General features: G+C 68.7%; 14 protein-coding genes. 7 read left to right on the top strand and 7 right to left on the bottom strand.

The features are described from left to right. Window positions 1-17 precede the first annotated feature (17 nt). The 7 genes from J3U95_RS11700 to J3U95_RS11670 all read left to right on the top strand — a co-directional run bounded on the left by J3U95_RS11700 (window position 18) and on the right by J3U95_RS11670 (window position 14432). Window positions 18-1631: a methyl-accepting chemotaxis protein gene (locus J3U95_RS11700; protein WP_208278769.1), complete on the top strand. Its 1614-nt coding sequence runs from the start codon at window positions 18-20 to the stop codon at window positions 1629-1631. 256 nt (window positions 1632-1887) lie between these two features. Beyond that, window positions 1888-4137 (top strand): TonB-dependent receptor, encoded by a 2250-nt coding sequence (locus J3U95_RS11695; protein WP_229519783.1) that lies wholly within the window; start codon window positions 1888-1890, stop codon window positions 4135-4137. Window positions 4138-4201: 64 nt separating this feature from the next. Beyond that, on the top strand, window positions 4202-5569 hold the full coding sequence (locus tag J3U95_RS11690) for an oxygenase MpaB family protein (protein ID WP_208278768.1): 1368 nt from the start codon (window positions 4202-4204) through the stop codon (window positions 5567-5569). Between the two features lie 17 nt (window positions 5570-5586). After that, entirely contained in the window at window positions 5587-9027 is a 3441-nt protein-coding gene (locus tag J3U95_RS11685; RefSeq protein ID WP_229519782.1) for a hybrid sensor histidine kinase/response regulator, read from the top strand. Window positions 9028-9184: 157 nt separating this feature from the next. After that, entirely contained in the window at window positions 9185-9994 is an 810-nt protein-coding gene (locus tag J3U95_RS11680) for a carotenoid biosynthesis protein (protein ID WP_208278767.1), read from the top strand. Beyond that, window positions 9991-13515, top strand: a complete 3525-nt coding sequence (locus J3U95_RS11675; RefSeq protein ID WP_208278766.1) for a hybrid sensor histidine kinase/response regulator — start codon at window positions 9991-9993, stop codon at window positions 13513-13515. The genes J3U95_RS11680 and J3U95_RS11675 overlap by 4 nt, the downstream gene beginning before the upstream one ends. Next, a complete protein-coding gene (locus tag J3U95_RS11670; RefSeq protein WP_208278765.1) occupies window positions 13512-14432 on the top strand; it encodes a diguanylate cyclase domain-containing protein in 921 nt (306 codons plus the stop codon). Before J3U95_RS11675 ends, J3U95_RS11670 begins: the two co-directional genes overlap by 4 nt. On the opposite strand, the gene J3U95_RS11665 is transcribed toward J3U95_RS11670, so the two are convergent. The 7 genes from J3U95_RS11665 to J3U95_RS11635 form a co-directional block, all read right to left on the bottom strand. Then, on the bottom strand, window positions 14433-15041 hold the full coding sequence (locus J3U95_RS11665; RefSeq protein WP_208278764.1) for a DedA family protein: 609 nt from the start codon (window positions 15039-15041) through the stop codon (window positions 14433-14435). 16 nt (window positions 15042-15057) lie between these two features. Next, a complete protein-coding gene (locus tag J3U95_RS11660) occupies window positions 15058-15579 on the bottom strand; it encodes a helix-turn-helix domain-containing protein (protein WP_208278763.1) in 522 nt (173 codons plus the stop codon). Between the two features lie 72 nt (window positions 15580-15651). Next, window positions 15652-16113 carry a RidA family protein gene (locus J3U95_RS11655; protein WP_208278762.1) on the bottom strand — a complete coding sequence of 154 codons (462 nt, stop codon included), beginning with the start codon at window positions 16111-16113 and terminating at the stop codon, window positions 15652-15654. 130 nt (window positions 16114-16243) lie between these two features. Continuing rightward, window positions 16244-16876, bottom strand: coding sequence for a response regulator transcription factor (locus J3U95_RS11650; protein WP_208278761.1), 633 nt, complete (start codon window positions 16874-16876; stop codon window positions 16244-16246). A 65-nt stretch (window positions 16877-16941) separates the two neighbouring features. After that, window positions 16942-17502 (bottom strand): TMEM175 family protein, encoded by a 561-nt coding sequence (locus J3U95_RS11645; protein WP_208278760.1) that lies wholly within the window; start codon window positions 17500-17502, stop codon window positions 16942-16944. 9 nt (window positions 17503-17511) lie between these two features. After that, a complete protein-coding gene (locus J3U95_RS11640) occupies window positions 17512-18153 on the bottom strand; it encodes a YoaK family protein (protein ID WP_208278759.1) in 642 nt (213 codons plus the stop codon). A gap of 44 nt (window positions 18154-18197) precedes the next feature. After that, window positions 18198-20078 (bottom strand): amidohydrolase, encoded by a 1881-nt coding sequence (locus J3U95_RS11635; protein ID WP_208278758.1) that lies wholly within the window; start codon window positions 20076-20078, stop codon window positions 18198-18200. Window positions 20079-20152 lie beyond the last annotated feature (74 nt).

Here is a 20152-nt window from a genome sequence, read left to right as displayed (position 1 = left end):
GACTGGAAACCACCCTCGTGAAAAAACTTAATATCGGCGCCCGCCTGGGCCTCGGCTTTGCCATTGTTCTCGTCCTCCTGCTCGCCATGAGCGCCACCGCCCTGACGCGCATGCAATCGGCGGCGGACCTGACCGACCGCCTGGTCAATACCAGCATCAAGAACCAGCGCAGCGTCGCCGAATGGCGCCGCAACATCGAAATCAACAGCGCCATCAACGAAACCGTCTACTACGCCCCCGATGCCGGCATCCTCGACGTGGTAGGTCCGAAGCGCCAGGCGATCACCAGCCGTTCCAACGTGCTGCAGAAGAACATCGAGGAATCGCTGCGCAACCCCGGCGTGCGCGGACAGTTCAAGCTGGTCAAGGAAGAACGCATCGGCTACATGGCCGCGCGCGACGCCCTGTTCCAGGCCAAGCGCGAAGGCAACCGCGCCCGGCTCGAGGAGATCTACCGCAACCAGCTGGGCCCGCGCACCGTGTCCTACCTGGCCACGGTCGACAAGTTCGCGACCATGCAGATCACCGCCACCGATGGCGTCGCCCAGTCGATACTCGCGTCCTACGCCAGCACCCGCGTGATCCTGTTCACGCTGGGCGCCGCCGCGCTGCTGCTGGGCGCCGCCTGCGCCTGGTTCATCAGCCGCTCGATCACGGCGCCGCTGCGCCAGGCGGTCGAGGTGGCCGAACGCGTGGCGGGCGGCGACCTGACCAGCGGGTTCAGCCGCCAAGTGCTCGAACGCGGCGACGAGGTCGGCCAGCTGATGTCGGCGCTGTCGCGCATGAACGGCAGCCTGGCGGCCATCGTCGGCCAAGTGCGCGACGGCACCGCCACCATCGCCACCGCCTCGGGCGAGATTGCGAGCGGCAACCAGGACCTGTCGAGCCGCACCGAACAGCAGGCCGGTTCGCTGGAGGAAACCGCGGCCTCGATGGAGGAACTCACTTCCACCGTGCGCCAGAACACCGAGCACGCCCGCCGCGCCAACGGCCTGGCCGCCACCGCCGCCGGCGTGGCCGGCGAAGGCGGGCGCATGATGGCCGACGTGGTCGGCACCATGGGCCGCATCGACGCCGCCTCGCAACGCATCGTCGACATCATCGGCGTGATCGACGGCATCGCCTTCCAGACCAATATCCTGGCCCTGAACGCGGCTGTCGAGGCGGCCCGCGCCGGCGAGCAAGGGCGCGGCTTCGCGGTCGTCGCCGGCGAGGTGCGCACCCTGGCCCATCGCTCGGCCGCGGCGGCCAAGGAAATCAAGGGCCTGATCGACGACTCGGTCGGCCAGGTCCAGCAAGGCACCCAGCAGGTGGCCCGCGCCGGCGCCACGATGGAACAGATCGTCCACAGCATCGAGCAGGTCACCGTGATCATGGGCGAGATCGCCGCCGCCAGCGAAGAACAGAGCGCCGGCATCGAGCAAGTCAATACCGCCATCGTCGAGATGGACCGCGTGACCCAGCAGAACGCGGCGCTGGTCGAAGAAGCGGCGGCTGCTGCCGATGCGATGCGCGACCAGGCGGCGCAGCTGTCGGCCGTGGTCGGCACCTTCCGGCTGGAACACGGCGCCGCCGCGCCAGCGACCGCGCGTCGCACGGCGCCCGCCATGCATCCGGCATTGACGGCCTGATGCCGGATGCGGGCGATGGGTTTAACGCAAGTTAACATCGCCACCTGCGTTATCCGTTCGACCAGCAAGCAGCGCGCGGCGTTGCAATCTGGTCGCACTTTGTTCAATAACTTTACTGGAGACTATTGCCTGTAGTCACGACCTGCTAGACTGGCAGGATTTGCATCCTCTGACGCAATTTTATTTGCTAAAAAGAACAATAAGAGGATGTTCTACCCAGGACGGGTAAGCATCGGTCTACACAGGAGTCGTCTACATGAAAGCAAAGCAGGTCCGCCCAGCGCAAAAGCTGCTGGTCGCGGCAGTGTCCGGTATCGTCTGCAGCATCGCCCACGCCCAGCAGCTTCCCCCCACCCAGGATGACGGCACGGCGCTGCCCGAAGTCGTCGTCACCGCCCAGCGCACCGCCGCGCTGGCTTCGCGCACCCCGGTCGCGGTCAGCGTCGTCAGCGGCGAGCAGCTGCGCGATCTCGGCGCCATCAGTCCGGCCGACATCGGCCCGCGCCTGCCCAATGTGCATATCGACCAGGCCTTCTCGGGCCTGCGCGTGACCATCCGCGGCATCAGCAACAACGACACCACCGACAAGGGCGATCCGTCGGCCGCCTTCATGCTCGACGGCGTCTACATCGCCCGTCCGGCCGGCCAGAGCGCCAACCTGCTCGACGTCGACCGCATTGAAGTGCTGCGCGGCCCGCAAGGGACCCTGTACGGCCGCAACACCACCGCCGGCCTGGTCAACGTGATCTCTAACGCCCCGACCGACCTGCTCGAAGGCGCGCTCGGACTGGAGATGGGCACCTATGGCCGGCGCAAGGTCGACGGCGTGATCAACGTCCCCGTCAACCAGGCGCTATCGCTGCGCGCCGCCGTCAGCCAGCTGCGCCAGGACCCGTTCCTGAAGAACGGCCAGGGCACGCCGCACCGTCCGGGCATGGACCGCGACGAACGCGATGCGCGCCTGAGTGCGAAGCTCAAGCTGAACCGCGACGCCACCCTGGTGGTGCGCTACGACCACGGCGAGACCGAGGGCAATAACGACCGCATCGTCCCCGACACCAACTTCTTCACCGGCGTGGCCAGCGGCCGCCCGGTGTGGCGCGACAGCACCACCGACGAACGCCTGACCAACAGCTTCCGCCCGCCGAACATGACCCCGGTGCAGGGCTGGCACGACCGCCGCGCGCGCGGCCTGTCGGCCGACCTGAGCTGGGACCTGGGCCCGGCGACCGTATATTACCTGGGCTCGCACCGCAAGCTGGACCAGGCGATCCGCCAGAACTATTATTATCGCGTGGCCCCGACGGTCGCCCTCGGCGTGATCAACAATTACGACGGCCACAACGAGCAGGATTCGCACGAGCTGCGCATCGCCACCAACGGCAGCGGCCCGCTCAGCGCCCAGGCCGGCCTGTACTACTTCAGCGAGGACTCGAACACCTCGTATGCCTTCCAGGGCCTGCAGCCGGTCGGCCTGCCACCCTATTACTCGTTCCCGCTGCACACCCAGGCGCAAAGCCGCGCAGTCTTCGGCCAGCTGACCTGGCGCGTGCTGGACGCGCTGCGCCTGACGGCCGGCGCGCGCCGCACCGAGGACGACAAGGACCGCGTCGGCTCGACCGACTTCCAGCAGGGACCGGTGTTCAATCCGGCCACCGACCGCCGCCTGCTCAATGCCGCCGAGCTGTCGACTGCGCGCACCACCTGGCGCCTGGGCGTGGAGTATGACCTGGCGCCGGCAACGCTGCTGTACGGCAGCCTGGCGACCGGCTACAAGGCCGGCGGCTTCAACGACGGCTGCATCGCGGGCAGCACGGCGCTGGGCATCGCTTGCCCGGGCGCGGCCGCGGTCTCGGAAAGCGCCTTGTACTATCAGCCGGAAGAGCTGCGCGCCTGGGAGGCCGGCCTGAAATCGCGCTTGCTGGGCGGACGCCTGTCGTTCAACGCCAGCGCTTTCCTGTACGACTACACCAACCTGCAGCTGTCGGGCACCGCGATCGTCGCGGGCGCGCCGCGCATCCTGACCAGCAATGCCGGCGTGGCGCGCTCGCGCGGCCTGGAGCTCGATGGCGAGGTGCAGGTCGGCAGCAATGGCCGCCTGAGCTACGGCGCCACGCTGCTCGACGCCCACTATGTCAGCTACAACCCGACCGCCGCCGTTTCCTGGAGCGGCCGCAAGCTCGATCGCGCGCCCAGCCACGTCTACACGCTCGGCTACGAGCACCGCTTCGCCGTCTTGAATGGCCAGCTGCGTGCCGGTGTGTTCTCGCGCCGTAGCGCCGAGTACGCGATCACGATTCCGAGCCAGTTGCTGGAGTACCGCATCCCGGCCCACACCACCACCGACGCCACCCTGCGCTATCAGCCTGCCAGCGGCAACTGGAGCATCCTGGGCCGGGTGCGCAACCTCGAGAACTCGGTGCGGCCATTGATCATCGACAGTTTCGGCATGACGACGCCAAGCGCACCACGCACGGCGGACCTGCGCCTGGACGTCCGCTTCTAGAACCGCTTTTCAGGCGGCGTCACCGGATGTCGAGACACCCGGGGGCGCCACCGCAGGAGACCGTATGCACCACGACACAGCCCATCTTCTGTCGCCTTCGATGCGCGCCGATCCGCCGGCGGATGACACCGTCGCCCGCATGCTGGCCGGCGCCGACGGCCCGCATGCGCTGGCCGAACGCATCGCCGCCATCAATCGCGAGCTGGCGCGCTGGGGCACCAATGGCGGCCTGGCGCAGTGGCAGCCGGATCCCGGCCTGGATCCGCGCGCGGCCACGGCCCTGAAGGACTACCTGGCAAGCTGCCACTCCTTGCCCGACTGGGCCGACGCCAGCCGGATCGCGCGCGCCGAGGCGCTGTTCATGGACATGAGCATGCTCTCCTGCACCCTGCTGTTCTGCGCCAGCCTTCCCGAATGCTATGTGCTGCCCGACCTGTCGGCCGTGCTGCATGCGGCCGGCCAGCTCGAGGCGCATACCGACTACCGGGTGCGTTCGACGGCCGCCATGATCTTCCCGGTCATGCTCAAGGGCGGCCTCACGGCGCCCGAAGGCGGCGGCGTGGCCCAGGCGCTCAAGGTGCGCCTGATCCATGCGACGATCCGCCACCTGATCCTGCGCGGTTCGCCCGAGGACTCGCTCGGCGCCGGGCCGGTGCGGCCAATCGCAGCGGCCGGCGGCGGCATCTATCACACCCTGTATGCCCACGGCTGGGACACGGCGCGCAGCGGCATGCCCTGCAACCAGGAGGAGCTGGCCTACACCCTGCTTACCTTCAATTACGTGTTCCTGCGCGGCCTGCGCAAGCTGGGACTCGGCTTGCAGGACCAGGACGAGGAAGACTATCTGCATGCCTGGAATGTCCTGGGCCATGTGCTCGGCATCGAGCGCACGCTGATGGCCGACACGATGGACCAGGCGAGCCGGATGTTCACGGAGATCCAGGCGCGCGGCCGGCAGCTGGCGCGCGATCCCGATCCGCGTCCGGCCCTGGCCGCGGCGCTGATGAAGGCGATGGAGGACGAGATCCCCTTGCGCCTGCTGAAACCCTTCCCTACCCTGCTCACGCGCCTGTTGTGCGGATCGGATGCGACCCGCGACCTGGGCCTGAACACGCGGCTTGCGCTGCTGTCGCGGTTGCTGTTCGCCGCTGGCCTGGCGCTGGTACGCGCCGTCGACGCCGTGGTGCGCCAGTTCGTGCCCGGCTTTTCGATCAGCCGCATGCTCACGCGCGCGTTCGGCTATCGTCTCGTCACGCGCTTCCTGATCGACCAGACCCGCCCGCTGCGGCTGCCCGATGCCTTGCTGGACGAGGTCCATGCCGCAACCGGACAGTGGCGCCACGATCCGAAGGCGCCGCGCTGGCTCGCGCGGCTGGAAGCGCGTCTCGCCGGCAGGCCTGCCGGCGAGACGACGCCGCAGGCTGGCGCCTGAAGCGCCGCGCATCCGCCATGCTGCCCCACCCGATGCAACTCATGCGCGTGTTCGTCGCGTTGGCGCTCGCGCTCCTGTTTCTGCTTCCTGCCGGCGCCGGGCCCCTTGCGCTCGAGCGCGAAAGCAGGCAGGTCGATGCCTGGACCGGCGCGACCGTGCTGCGCGACCCTGGCGCCGAACTCGACGCCGCGGCCGCGCTGGCGGCCGGCGCGCGCTTCGCGCCGTCCGGACTCGCGCACGCCACGCTCGGCCTCGATCCGGCCCCGGTCTGGGTGCGGGTGCCGTTCCGGGTGGCGCCGGATGCCCCCGGCGACTGGGTACTGCAGTTCGACTTCGCCCTGCTCGACTACCTGGACGTGTGGCTGGTGCAAGGCGCGGAGATACGGCCGCTGGCCACGCTCGGCAGGCGCCAGGACAAGCAGGGCAACCTGGGGGCGCGCGTGCCGGCGCTGGAGCTGGCCCTGGCGTCCGGCCAGGAATACACGCTGCTGGTGCGGGTAGCGGCGCGCGGTCCGAAGCTCATGCCGATGAGCTTCATGCAACCGGCCGTCTATCAACGCGTCGCGGGCGCGGAGCAGATGCTGCAGGGCCTGCTGTTCGGCCTGTCGTGCTGCCTGCTGGTCTACAGCCTGGCCCAGTTCGTGACCCTGCGCGAGCCGCTGTATGGCAAGTATGCGATGTTCGTCGGGGGCATCACGCTGTACCAGGGGGTGTGGTTCGGCGTGGCCGAGCAGTTCTTCTGGAGCGGCAACCTGTACCTGACCACCCACATGATGGGCATCGGGCAGGCCATCGCCTCGACCGGCTGCTACCTGTTCGTCGCCCAGACCCTGGCGCGGCCCGGCCGCGACCGCAAGTTCCGCCTCTTGATGCGAACCGGCGCCGCGATCTCGTTCGGCAGCGGGATCGCCTGGGCCATCGGCGTGCTCGATCATGGCGTCTTCATCGCGATCGTCGCCACGGTCGGCAACGCGCCGCTCCTGTTCGGCCTGCCCGGAGCGCTGCGCCGGGTGCGCGCGGGCGACCCGATCGGCGTCTACTTCGTGGTCGGCTGGATGGCCAGCTTCGGCGGCGCCGTGATCCAGACCCTGCTCATCGCCGGCAAGCTGCCGGTCAACTTCTGGACCCTGCACTCGCTGCAGTTCGGGGTCGGGCTCGACCTGCTGGCCTTCATGCGCATCCTCGGCCTGCGCACCAAGGCGATGCAGAGCGCGATGCTGCGCGCCGAAGCGGAAGCGCGCATGAAATCGGAATTCCTCGCCAATATGAGCCACGAGATCCGCACCCCGATGAACGCGATCATCGGCATGAGCCGGCTGGCCCTGATGGCCGATCCCGGCCCGAAGCTGCGCAACTACATGTCCAAGATCCTCGGGGCCGGCGAACACCTGATGGGCATCATCAACGACATTCTTGACCACTCGAAGATCGAGGCCGGCAAGCTGTCCATCGAGACCGTGCCGTTCGAGCTCGACGACGTGCTCGAGCAGATTTCCGGCCTGGCCGGGCTGAAGACCGACGCCAAGGGCATCGAGCTGGTCTTCCGGGTCGGTCCCGGCGTGCCGCAACGCCTGGTGGGCGATCCGCTGCGCCTGGGCCAGGTCCTGATCAACCTGGCCGGCAATGCCGTCAAGTTCACCGAGCGCGGCGAAATCGTGGTCGCGGTCGACGCCCTGCCGGCCGAAGCGGGACGCGTCGTCCTGGCGTTCTCGGTCAGCGACACCGGTATCGGCATGAGCGCCGAACAGGTCGGGCGTCTGTTCCAGTCCTTCACCCAGGCCGACAGCTCGACCACCCGCAGGTATGGCGGCACCGGTCTTGGCCTGTCGATCTCGCGCAAGCTGGTGGAGCTGATGGGTGGCAGCATCTCGGTCGAGAGCACGCCGGGCGTGGGCAGCCGCTTCAGTTTCACCGTGCCGCTCGGGGACAGCCAGGGCGCGGCCGCCGCCGCCGCGCCGGCGCTGTCCGGCGTGCGCGTGCTGGTGGTCGACGACAGCCCAAGCGCGGCCGCGGCCCTGGCCGGGATGCTGTCCACGCTCGGCGTCCAGGCCGACACCGCGGCCTCCGGCGCCCAATGCCTGGCCTTGCTGACGGCTGCCGAGCGCGACAGGCGCCCCTACCGGGCGGTGCTGATCGACTACCTGATGCCGGGGCTGGACGGCATCGCGACCTTGCGCCGCATTCCCGACCACGTCGCCGCCCCGCTGCCGGCGACGATCCTGATGCTGTCGGCCGCCAGTCGCGACGCGGTGCTGGAAGAGGACGGCGAGCTGCCGGTCGACGCCTTCCTGAACAAGCCCATCGGTCCGACGCTGCTGCACCATGGCCTGCTGCAAGTGCTGCAGCCGCAGGCGGAACCGGGCGCCGGAGCGGTCGACCTGCCGCGCCCCGGCGTCATGGCCGACCTGCCGCGCCTGGATGGCGCGCGCATCCTGCTGGCCGAGGACAATGCCAACAACCGCGAGGTGGCGCTCGACTTCATGGCCGCCGCCCGCATGCGGGTCGACGTCGCCTTCAACGGCCTTGACGCGGTGCGCATGGCGCAAGAGGGGGACTACGACCTGGTGCTGATGGACGTCCAGATGCCGGAGCTGGACGGCCTGGCCGCGGCGCGTGCGATCCGCCAGGACGCGCGCCTGCGGACCTTGCCGATCGTGGCCATGACGGCGCACGCGATGGCCAGCGACCGCGAACTGAGCCGCCTGGCCGGCATGAACGACCACGTCACCAAGCCGATCGACCCCGACCTGCTGTTTTGCACCCTGCTCAAGTGGATCGACCCGGACCGGCTGCAGGACCGCCCGCTGCCGCCGGCGACGCTTCCTCCGGCGCCGCCCGCGCCGGCCGCACCGGGCCCGCAATCCCTGCCGGCCGTGCCCGGGATCGACTGGCGCCTGGCCCTGGACAACGTCGGCGGCCAGCGCGCGCGCCTGGAAAAGCGCGCCGGCAGCTTCGTGCGCGAATACGGCGCCGCGCCGCGCCTCTTGCGCGAGGCCCTGAACGGCGGCGACCATGCGCGCCTGCAGTCGATGGCGCACAACCTCAAGTCGAGCGCGGCCTATATTGGCGCCTTCGAGCTCTCTAGCGCTGCCGGCCGCCTCGAGCATGACCTGCGGGCCGCGAAATACGAGGCGGTCGGCGTCCAGGTGCCGTCCCTGGTGGCGGCCGCCGAAACGGTGCTGGCCGGCCTGGCCCAGCTGGCGGCAAGCCTGCCGCAGCGCGCCGCACCGCAGGCGCTGGGCCAGGTGTGTGCGCGTCTCGAAGCCTACCTGCGCACGGACGATGCGCGCGCCGAGGATGCGCTGGCCGAGCTGGAGGCGCAGCTCGAAGGCACCGCCCACGCCGCGCAGCTGTCCGCGCTGCGCCAGGCGATCGGGGAGATCGAGTACGCCGCCGCGCTGACCGCGCTGGCCGGACTGGTGGCGCGCCTCGGGATACATGCGGGAGATGCGGCATGATCTGGCCAGGTAGCGCGGCGCGCTACCGCGCCGCGCCCGCTCGTGGCCCGAAGGTTGCATTCGATGCTGTTCCTGGCCGTGCCTTCCTGCTAGACTGCCGGGCAGCCCGGGCCAGCCGGGCCGCTTACTTCGCAGATACCACGCAAGAACCCACAAGATGACGCCAACCCCAATCAATCCTTTCGGCCGCCTTGCCTGGCTGCTGGGCGCCGCCCTGCTGGCGGTGCCGGTGCTGCTGCACGCCTGGAGCCTCCAGACCCGGTTGCTGGTGGCCAGCTCGGTCCTGATGGCCGGGCTGTGCCTGGCCAGCGCCATGCGCGTGCTCGGACCGCGTCCCGCCCTGCGCCTGGCGCTGATCGCGCTGCCGGTCGGCTGGTTCGCCGAGCAGATGGGCGCGTCGTATGGCTGGTTCTTCGGCAGCTACGACTACACCGACGTGCTGGGACCGCAATTGGGCAGCGTGCCGGTGGTGATCCCGATGATGTGGTTCGCCCTTTCGTATACCGGCTACGTGATGGCCAACCTGATCGTCTGGCAAACGCCGTCCGATGGCGGGACCTCGGTGCGCCGCAGTCTCGTCATGGCGTTTCTCGCCGCGCTGATCGTCACCGCCTATGACCTGGGCGTCGATCCCTATATGGTCTACAAGCTCAAGGCCTGGATCATGGTGAAGCAGGACGGCTGGTGGTTCGGCGAGACGCTGCAGGGATTCACCGGCTGGATGCTGGTGGCCTTCGCCATCGTGTTCGCCTTCCGCCTCGGCTTGCGCCGCGACGGGCCGTCCGCGGCAGCGGCGCCGAGCCTGCGCGCGGTCCTGGTGCCGCTCGGCCTGTACGGCATCCTGATGCTGTACGAGGCCACCCAGGGAGTGCCGGTCGAAACCCGCACCATCGCAGTCTTCGTGATGGGGATTCCACTGTTCTGCGCAGCCTGCGGCCTGGCGCGCTGGCGCCGGGAAGCCGCATGAGAGCCGTCGTCCCCTTCTTCGCCTGGCTGCTGGCCTGCCTGCTCCTGTCGTCCGCGCTGGCGCCGGCCCACGCCGCGCCGCTGGTGCTCGGGCGCAGCGCCGACGTGGTCGAAGCCTGGCCTGCCGTGACCATCCTGCGCGATGCCGAGGGCCAGCTCGGCGCGGCCGCCGTCCTGGCCGCCGGCGAGCGTTTCGAGCGGCCGCAAACGGCGCACGCGAGCCTCGGCATGCAGCCCGGCGCCACCTGGCTGCGCATCCCGCTGACGGTGCCGGCCGACGCCACCGGCGGCTGGGTGATGCAGATCGACTACGCGCTCCTGGACGAGGTCGACGTCCACCTGGCCGGCCGCGACGGGATGCGCAAGGTCGCCACCCTGGGCCGCATGCAGCAGCCTTCCGGCGACGCCCTCAAGGGCCGGGTGCCGGCCGTCGTGCTGCGCCTGACCCCGGGCGAAGCGTACACGGTGCTGGTGCGCGTGGCCTCGGTCGGCCCGAAGATCCTGCCGATCACCTTCATGCAGCCCGGCGCCGTGCTCGACGACGCGCTGGGCGAACAGGTGTTGCAAGGCCTGCTCCTCGGGGTGCGCATCACGCTGATCCTGTACGCGCTCGGCCAGTGGTACACGCTGCGCGAACACCTGTTCGGCAAGTACGCGCTGCTGGCGACCGGCGTGACCGTGTATTCGGTGGCCTGGTTCGGCCTCGCCGGCCAGTACCTGTGGCCGGGCAACCTGTGGCTGCTCGAGCATGGCGCCGGCCTGGCCTCGGCCCTGGCCTCGTGCGGCGCCTACCTGTTCGTCGAGCATGCGCTGGCGCGGCCCGGCCAGGACCGCGTCTTCAGCCGCCTGATGAAAACCTTCGCCGCCCTGTGCCTGGTGACGGCGATCGGCTTCGCCGCCGGCCTGATCGGGCACCGCCACCTGGTCGCGATCGTCGGCACCCTGGGTATCATGCCGATGCTGTTCGGCCTGCCCGGCGCGTTCAGGCGCGCCCGCGCCGGCGACGCGGTCGGCACCTATTTCCTGATCGGCTGGGCGGTCACCTTCGCCACTTCGCTGGTCACGGCCCAGCTCATCAACGGCAAGCTGCCGGCCAATTTCTGGACCATGCACGCGCTGGTATTCGGCAGCACCTTCAATATGCTGGTGTTCATGCGCATCCTTGGCCTGCGCACCAAGGCCATGCAGGCGGCGATGCTGCGCGCCGAGGCCAGCACGCGCCTGAAGTCCGAATTCCTGGCAAATATGAGCCACGAAATCCGCACCCCGATGAACGCCATCATCGGCATGAGCCGGCTGGCCCTGATGAGCGAGCCGGCGCCGGCGCTGCGCAACTACCTGGCCAAGATCCTGGCGTCGGGCGAGCACCTGATGGGCATCATCAACGACATTCTCGACTTTTCGCGCATCGAGGCCGGCAAGCTGCACATCGAGTCGGTCGCGTTCGAGCTCGACGAGATGCTCGAGCATCTGTCCAGCCTGCTGGGCGCGAAGGCCGAGGCCAAGGGCATCGAATTGATCTTCCGGGTCGGTCCCGGCGTGCCGCAGCGGCTGGTGGGCGACCCGCTGCGCCTGGGACAGGTGCTGATCAACCTGGCCGGCAATGCCGTCAAGTTCACCGAGCGCGGCGAAATCGTGGTCGCGGTCGACACCGTCGACGGCGCGCATGCCGGCAATGGCGACGATGGCCGGATCACGCTCGCGTTTTCGGTGAGCGACACCGGCATCGGCATGAATCAGGAACAGGTCGGACGCCTGTTCCAGTCGTTCAGCCAGGCCGACAGCTCCACCACCCGCAAGTACGGCGGCACCGGCCTGGGCCTGTCGATCTCGCGCCAGCTGGTCGAACTCATGGGCGGCGCGATCTCGGTGCGCAGCGCGCCGGGCGAAGGCAGCCGCTTCACTTTCACCGTGCCGCTGGGCGTCGGGGACGGCCAGGCCGTCGCCAGCGCCGTGCGCCGCGCCATGCTGCTCGACGTGCGGGCGCTGGTCGTCGACGACAGCGTCACCGCCCGCGCCGCGCTGTCCGAGATGCTCGGCACGCTCGGCGTGTATGCCGACACCGCCGCGTCAGGCGAAGAATGCCTGGAATGCCTGGCGCACGCCGAGGACGCCGGCAAACCCTATCAGATCGTGCTGATGGACTACCTGATGCCAGGACTGGACGGCGTGGAGACGATCCGCCGTATCCGGCGCGGCGCCGAGGAGCACGGACGCGCCTGCCCGCCGCCCGCCATCCTGATGATCTCTGCCTGCACCCGCGAGACCGTGCTCGAGGAAGAAGGCGAGCTGCCGGTGGACGCCTTCCTCCACAAGCCGGTCGGACCGGCCCTCCTTTACCATAGCCTGCTGCAGGTGCTGCACCCGCAGCTCGGCCCCGACGACTCGATGGAAAGATACCTGCCCGCCATGGCGGATCTGCCGCGCCTGGATGGCGCGCGCATCCTGCTTGCGGAAGACAATGCCAACAACCGCGAGGTGGCGCTCGACTTCATGGCCGCCGCCCGCATGCAGGTCGACGTCGCCTTCAACGGCGTCGAAGCCGTGCGCATGGCGCGCGAAGGCGACTACGACCTGGTGCTGATGGACATCCAGATGCCCGAGATGGACGGCCTCGCGGCCACCCGCGAGATCCGCCTCGATGCGCGCCTGCGCGGGCTGCCGATCGTGGCGATGACCGCGCATGCGCTGGCCAGCGACCGCGCGCTGAGCCGCCTGGCCGGCATGAACGACCACGTCACCAAGCCGATCGACCCCGACCTGCTGTTCTGCACCCTGCTCAAGTGGATCGATCCGGCGCGCCTGGAAGGACGTCCGGCGCCGCAACCGCTTCGTCCCGATGCGCAGCGCGCGGCGCCCCGCGACCTGGGCGACGGTGTGGACGTCGATCGGGCCGGCGCGCTGCCGGCGGTGCCCGGCATCGACTGGCGCCTGGCCCTGGACAAGGTCGACGGCCAGCGGGGCCGCCTGGAAAAGCGCGCCGGCAGCTTCGTGCGCGAATACGCCGGCGCCCCGGGCATCCTGCGCGAAGCGCTGGCGGCAGGCGACCATGCGCGCCTGCAGGCGCTGGCGCACAACCTGAAGTCGAGCGCCGCCTATGTCGGCGCCTTCGAGCTGGCCGGCGCCGCCAGCCGGCTCGAGCAGGATCTGCGCGCCGGCCAGCACGATCGGGTCGGCATCCAGGTGCCGGCCCTGGTGGCGGCCGCCGAATCGGTGCTGGCGGGCCTGGCCCAGCTGGCCGTCGCCACCCTGCCCAAGCCGAGCGCCCCCGAAGCGCTGGCGGCGGTCATCGCGCGTCTCGAGGGCCACCTGCGCAACGACGATGCGCGGGCCGAAGACGCGCTGGCCCAGCTCGAGGCCCTGCTCGCGGCCAGTGTCGACCCGAACCTGTACGACGCCGCGCTCGATGGCGTGCGGCGCGCGGTCGCCGAAATCGAGTATGCTGCCGCGCTGGCGCCGCTGTCCGCGCTGGCCGCGCAGCTCGATCTCAGTCACAGCCTCAGACTCGAAAGTAGCCGATGAACGTAGTGGAGAACCAGAAAGTCCTGGTGGCGGACGACGACGCCATCAATCGCGAGGTGCTGGGCGAATTGCTCAAGCCCGAATACACGGTGCTGCTGGCCCGTAACGGCGACCAGACCCTGGAGCGCGCGGCGCGCCACCTCCCCGACCTGATCCTGCTCGACGTGATGATGCCCGACATGGACGGCTACGAGGTGCTGCGCCGCCTGCGCGCCGATCCGCAGACCGCCCACATTTCGGTGATCTTTATCTCGGGCCTGGACCGCCCGGAAGACGAGGCCAGCGGCCTCAAGATGGGCGCCTCGGACTACATCGTCAAGCCTTTCAACCAGACCGTCGTGATGGCGCGCGTGGCGCTGCACCTGCAGGTGGTGCGCCAGCGCCGCATGCTGGAGCGGCTGGCGAACATCGACGGCCTGACCGAACTGGCCAACCGCCGCCGCTTCGACGAGATGTACAGCCTCGAATGGCAGCGCGCGCGGCGCTCGGGACGGCCGCTGTCGCTGGCCCTGCTCGACATCGACGCCTTCAAGCAGTACAACGACCGCTATGGCCACCCGGCCGGCGACCGCGCGCTGCGCTCGGTGGCGCGGGTGGCCGGCGCCGCCATGCGTCGCCCGGGCGACCTGGCGGCGCGCTATGGTGGCGAGGAATTGCTGCTGCTGATGCCCGAGACCGACGCGCACGACGCGCGCGGGATGGCCGAAGCGGTCCGCGAGGCGGTGGCCGCCCTGAACATCGCGCACGAGGCGTCGGGCGTGGCGCCGCTGGTCACGGTTAGTATCGGCGGCGCCACGCTCGATCCTGGCGGCGATGAGGCACAAGCCGAGCTGTTCGAGGCGGCCGATGCCCAGCTGTATCGCGCCAAGCAGAACGGTCGCAACCAGGTGTGGTGGCGCGACGGCGCTGCCGTCTGATTACTGGGCCTTGGCGCGCTTCTTGAAGGTCGCCACCCGGTACAGGTACCAGCCGAGCAGGCCGATCAGGATCGCCTTCGACACCGGATCGACGTATTGCGCCACCCGTTCGTACTGGCTCTCGAGCATGTAACCGGCGCCGGTCAGGATGCCGGTCCAGACCAGCGAGCCCACGGTCGAGTACAGCAAGAACTGGCCCATCGGCATTTTGGCGAGACCGGCCGGGACCGAGATCAGGGTGCGGATGGCCGGAATCAGGCGGCCGAACAGCACGACCTTGCGTCCATGTTTCTCGAATGACTCCATCGCATGCTCGATGTCGCCGTGGGTCACGGTCATCCAGCGCGCATGCTTGTCGGCGAATTTCTCCAGGCGCTCCTTGCCGTAGACTTTGCCGGCGTAATACCAGGGCAAGGCGCCGGCCACCGAGCCGGCAGTGCCGGCAATCAACACGCCAACCACGTTCAGGTCGCCGCGCGCCGCGACGAAGCCGGCGAACGGCATGATCAGCTCGGATGGGATTGGCGGGAAAATATTTTCTAACGCCATCAGGGCGAATACGGCCAGGTAGCCGCCGCTCTGCATGAACTCGGTGATGAAGTCGAACACGGGACACTCCCACTGGTTAGGCAGTCTCCACCATATCCAGTTCGATAGTGCGCTTCTGTTCGCTTTCGTACGGATCGGCGGCCATGCCTGGCCGGTTCAGGCAGCGCCAGACGTGGGGCGACAGGCCGATCACCTCGTGGAAGGTACGGGTGAAATGCGACTGGTCGCAGAAGCCGTGGGCGTGGGCGATGGTCGTGAGCGGCGCGTCCGAGCTGACCATCGCCTCGCAGGCGGCCGCCAGCCGGCGCCGGATCACGTACATGCGTGGCGGCACGCCGACGCTGTGCTTGAAGGCGCGCGTGAAATGGCTGACGCTCAGGCCCAGCGTCGCCGCCAGGCTGGCCGTACGCAGGGTGGCGCCCAGGTTGGCGTCGATGTAGTCGGTGACCCGCCTGACCTGCCAGCGCGGCAGGCCGCCGTGGCAGGGCTGGGCGGCTTGGCGGGCGGCGAGGGCCCGGCAGGGATGGACGATGGGGATTGATGGCGCGGTCTGCATGGTGCTCTCCAGGGTGTCGTATTGAGACGATCTGGGCAGCATGTTGCCGCCCTCTGGAGATGTTGCCCAGACAAGATAGGGGCCCCGCCTCCCCCCACTAAAGTGGGGGCGACGTCAGGCGTCGGCGTCCGGGAGCACCGCGCGGAAAGTTACCTCGATCAGTTGCGGCGGCAATGCAAGGCGGGTGACGCCGATGAGATTGCTCGCACATTGCGGCTGGTCCATGCCGTAGAATTCCTTCCTGACTTTGCCTGCGACCGCAAAGGCAGCGTCGACGTCCAGCACGTACAGGGTCTCTTCGACGACGTCGTCCAGGGTCGCGCCAAAACGAGCCAACAGGTCGACTGCATTGCGGTAGGTCTGGCGCATCTGTTCTTCCATGCCGCCGAAGTCCAGGGGACGGCCGTGCTCGTCGAGCGGCGCGGGTGCGACCAGTTGCCCCTCCTTGTCGTGGCCGAGCTGGCCGGACAGGTAGACCACGTCCTTGACCTGCACTGCCTGGCTGTAGCCGTAGATGGATTCCCATGGGACGCCATGGTTGGCGGTTTTCTTGCTAAGCGTAGCGATCTTGCTCATTCTGCGTGCTCCGGGTTCGTTGTCGAAGTCGGTGCGCACGCCGGGCATACCCGGCGCCACAACCGTCATCCATTCTGGCAAACGCGGTGGCGGCGGTATTGCAGAAATCTGCTGTCGGGATCAGTTCCGGTCAGATTTCGAGGAAGCCACGCTCGATGCCGATGGTGACCGCATGGGTACGGTTATTGGCGCCCAGCTTGTCCATGATGCTGCGCAGGTGGCCCTTGACCGTGTCTTCGGACAGGCTCAGGGCGGCGCCGATCTGCTTGTTGCCGTTACCGCGCGCGATCAGCTCCAGCACCTGCAGCTCGCGCACGGTCAGGCTCTCCTGGCCCAGGTGGCGTGCCAGCTCGCCGGCGATCTCGGACGGGATGTAGCGGTGGCCGGCGGCCAGCACGCGGATGGCGTCGGTCAGTTCCTTGCGCAGGGAGCTCTTGAGCAGGTAGCCCTGGGCGCCGCTCTTGATCGCCTGCATGGCGCGGGCGTCGCCGCGGAAGGTGGTCAGGATGGCCAGGCAGGCGTGGGGGAACTCGGCGCGGATCGCGGCGATCGCGTCCATGCCGTTCAGGTGCGGCATCTGCAGGTCGATCAGGGTGACGTGCGGCCGCAGCTGGCGGAACAGCTCGACCGCCTCCAGGCCGTCGGCGGCCTCCCCGACCACCCGCATATCGGGCTGGCTGCCGATCACGGCCGCGATCCCCTCGCGCATCAGGGGATGGTCGTCCGCGATCAGGACGTCGATGGTGCGCTGTTGACTGTTCACGGTGCTCCTCTTCTTATTTTTGGCTGGCGACGGGCATCATGCCAGCGCCACCACGCGGCGTCCAGTCACGACACGCCGCGTTCGATCCGGTTCGGCACCAGCCACAGCGCCGCCAGCAGCACGTGGATCAGCGCCGCCAGCGGCGGCTGCCACAGCGATACTCCCACCGCCAGCGCGTACATGGCCAGCGACAACCGGTTCTTGGCGTTCTGCCAGGTATGGGCATGATCCAGGCCGGCAAGCGTTCCCAGGCGCCACGACAGCAGCATGAAGGACACCGAGCACAGGAACAGCACGACGCCATACAGGGCCACCGGCGCCGGCGCCGTCGGGTGTTCGGCCGCCCAGGCGGTCACGAACGGGATCAGCGACATCCAGAACAGCAGGTGCAGGTTGGCCCACAGCGTCGCCCAGTCGACCCGTTCCACGCGCTCGAACAGCGCGTGGTGATTGACCCAGTAGATGCCGACGTAGACGAAACTGAGGGCGTAGCGCAACCAGCCCGGCACGACCGCCAGCACGTCGCCGATGGCCGTGCCGTGCGGAGGCGTCAGCTCCAGCACCATGATGGTGAGGATGACGGCGATCACGCCGTCGCTGAACGCCTCCAGGCGGGTCTTGGTCATATTGCCTTCCTAGGCCTGGTCCAGGCTGGGTTTGACCAGGTGCAGGCACAGGATCGCCACCGGCACGATCAGCGCCACGAAGCCGGCCGCCAGGAACAGGAAGGCGCCCGCCGCGCAGCCGATCGCGAAGCCGAACAGCGGCCAGAAGAACTTGCTGCAGCGCGCCGTAGTGGCCGCGTCGCCGGCGCCGCGCAGCTGGTCGACGGTATCGATCACCAGCTGGGTCACGTTCCCGGTCATCATCGAGGTCGGCGCCAGGTGGGCCAGCAGCAGCTTGCTGGCCGCGCTGTGGGCGCCCATGGCCGCGGTGCCGAGCAGGCCGGCCGCCATGGCCAGCGCCGACATGTCGCGCGCCACCGGCTCGGACAGCATGCCGCAGGCCATGAAGCCGATCAGCAGGACCAGCTGCAGCAGGTACGAAGGCCGGTGCGCATCCCTGCCTTGCCGCTCGCACGACGCCACCAGCAGGCGCGCCGCGGCGATGCCGAGGATGAAGGCCGGGAAGGCCAGGATCTTCAGCAACGATGGGATATTCGCCGGATCGGCCAGCGACGCGCCGAGCAGCACGAAGTTGCCGGTGACGTGGGCCGTGAACAGGCCGAACAGGCCGATGAAGCCCAGGGTATCGACATAGCCGCCGAGGAAGCCCATGTTAAAACCCTGCAGGCGCGATGGAGTAGGAGCAGCTGCCATCATCAGAAAGCAAAGCAGCTGCAACCCAGCGCGCCCCAGAAGCTGCTGAAATCCGATACCGGCATGTTCGAACGGCGCGCGGTATCATGGCTGTGGGCATGCACGCCGCATGGGCCGCTGCACTGGTGCGGCAAGGCGCTGTTCCGCATATTCTGCTGCGCTTGCGGCTCGACCTTCCTCCAATGGCCCGGCACCTTGCTCACCGGCGACCATTCGGGCAATACGGGGATCGGCGGCGGTCCGAGACTGGTGAATTCGGCGGCGCCGTAGACGATGCGGCCACCGACCACGGTCAGCACCGATTCGATCGCCTTGATCTCTTCGGCGTCGATGCTGAAGAAGTCCTGCGACAGCACCGCGAGGTCGGCCAGCATGCCCTCGCGGATGCGGCCCTTGCGTTCCTGCTCGTTGGAGAACCAGGCGCTGCCCGCGGTCCACAGTTCCAGCGCGACCTGGCGCGGCAGGTGGCCAGCGGTCCCGTACAGCGGCAGGCCACCCACGGTGCGGCCCGTTACCAGCCAGTACAGCGAGGTCCACGGGTTGTAGCTGGCCACGCGGGTGGCGTCGGTGCCGGCGCCGACCGGCACGCCGGTTTCCAGCATCCGCTTCACCGGCGGCGTCGTCTTCGCAGCGTCAGCGCCGTAGCGGTCGACGAAGTACTCGCCCTGGAAGGCCATGCGGTGCTGGATCGCGATGCCGCCGCCGAGCGCGGCGACGCGGTCGATATTGCGCTGGGTGATGGTCTCGCAGTGGTCGAACATCCAGTGCAGGCCGTCGAACGGGATGTCGCGGTTGACCTTCTCGAACACGTCGAGCATGCGCGAGATCGATTCGTCATAGGTGGCGTGCAGGCGGAACGGCCAGCGCTGGGCCACCAGGTGGCGCACCACGCGTTCCAGCTCGTCTTCCATGCCGGGATCGAGGTCGGGGCGCGGCTCCAGGAAATCCTCGAAGTCGGCCGCCGAGAACACCAGCATCTCGCCGGCGCCGTTGGCGCGGTAGTAGTCGCTGCCCTGCCCCGGCGTCACCATGCCGGTCCAGCGCTGGAAGTCTTCCAGCTCCTTGCCCTTGTTCTGGGTGAACAGGTTGTAGGCGATGCGGATGGTCAGCTGGTTTGCCTTGTCGAGTTCCTCGATGACGGCGTAGTCTTCGGGGTAGTTCTGGAAGCCGCCGCCGGCGTCGATTGCGCTGGTCAGGCCCAGGCGGTTCAGTTCGCGCATGAATTGGCGGGTCGAGTTCACCTGCAGGTCGTAGGGCAGCTTGGGGCCCTTGGCCAGGGTCGCGTACAGGATCATCGCGTTCGGACGCGCGATCAGCATGCCGGTCGGGTTGCCGGCGCCGTCGCGCACGATCTCGCCGCCCGGAGGATTCGGCGTGTCCTTGGTGTAGCCTACCGCGCGCAGGGCCGCGCGATTGAGCAGGGCGCGGTCGTACAGGTGCAGGATGAACACCGGCGTATCCGGCGCGGCGGCATTGATTTCGTCCAGGGTCGGCATGCGGCGCTCGGCGAACTGGAATTCGTTCCAGCCGCCCACCACCCTCACCCACTGCGGATTCGGCGTGCGATCGGCCTGTTCCTTCAGCATGCGCAGGGCGTCGGCCAGCGACGGCACGCCTTCCCAGCGCAGCTCGAGGTTGTAGTTGAGGCCCCCGCGGATCAGGTGCAGGTGCGAGTCGTTCAGGCCCGGCACCACGGTGCGGCCGTTCAGGTCGATCACCTGGCTGCCGTCGCGGCGGTGGCGCATCACGTAGTCGGTGTCGCCCACGGCCAGGAAACGTCCGTCCTGGATGGCGACGGCGCTGGCCTGGGGCTGTTCGCGGTCGAGCGTAGCGAAGCAACCGTTGATCAGGATGAGCGGCGGGGTGGACTGTGCTTGGTTCATGCTTGTACTCCAAATGTCGCCGGGCGCGGCTTGCCCGGCGGGTTTGCGGCAACCGCCGCGCGCTTTGGAGGGCG

The organism is Massilia oculi (genome assembly GCF_017582745.1).
Taxonomy (GTDB): domain Bacteria; phylum Pseudomonadota; class Gammaproteobacteria; order Burkholderiales; family Burkholderiaceae_D; genus Telluria; species Telluria oculi_A.
The sequence above is the reverse complement of the archived record's forward strand: the minus strand, read 5'-3'. Positions and strand labels throughout refer to the sequence as shown.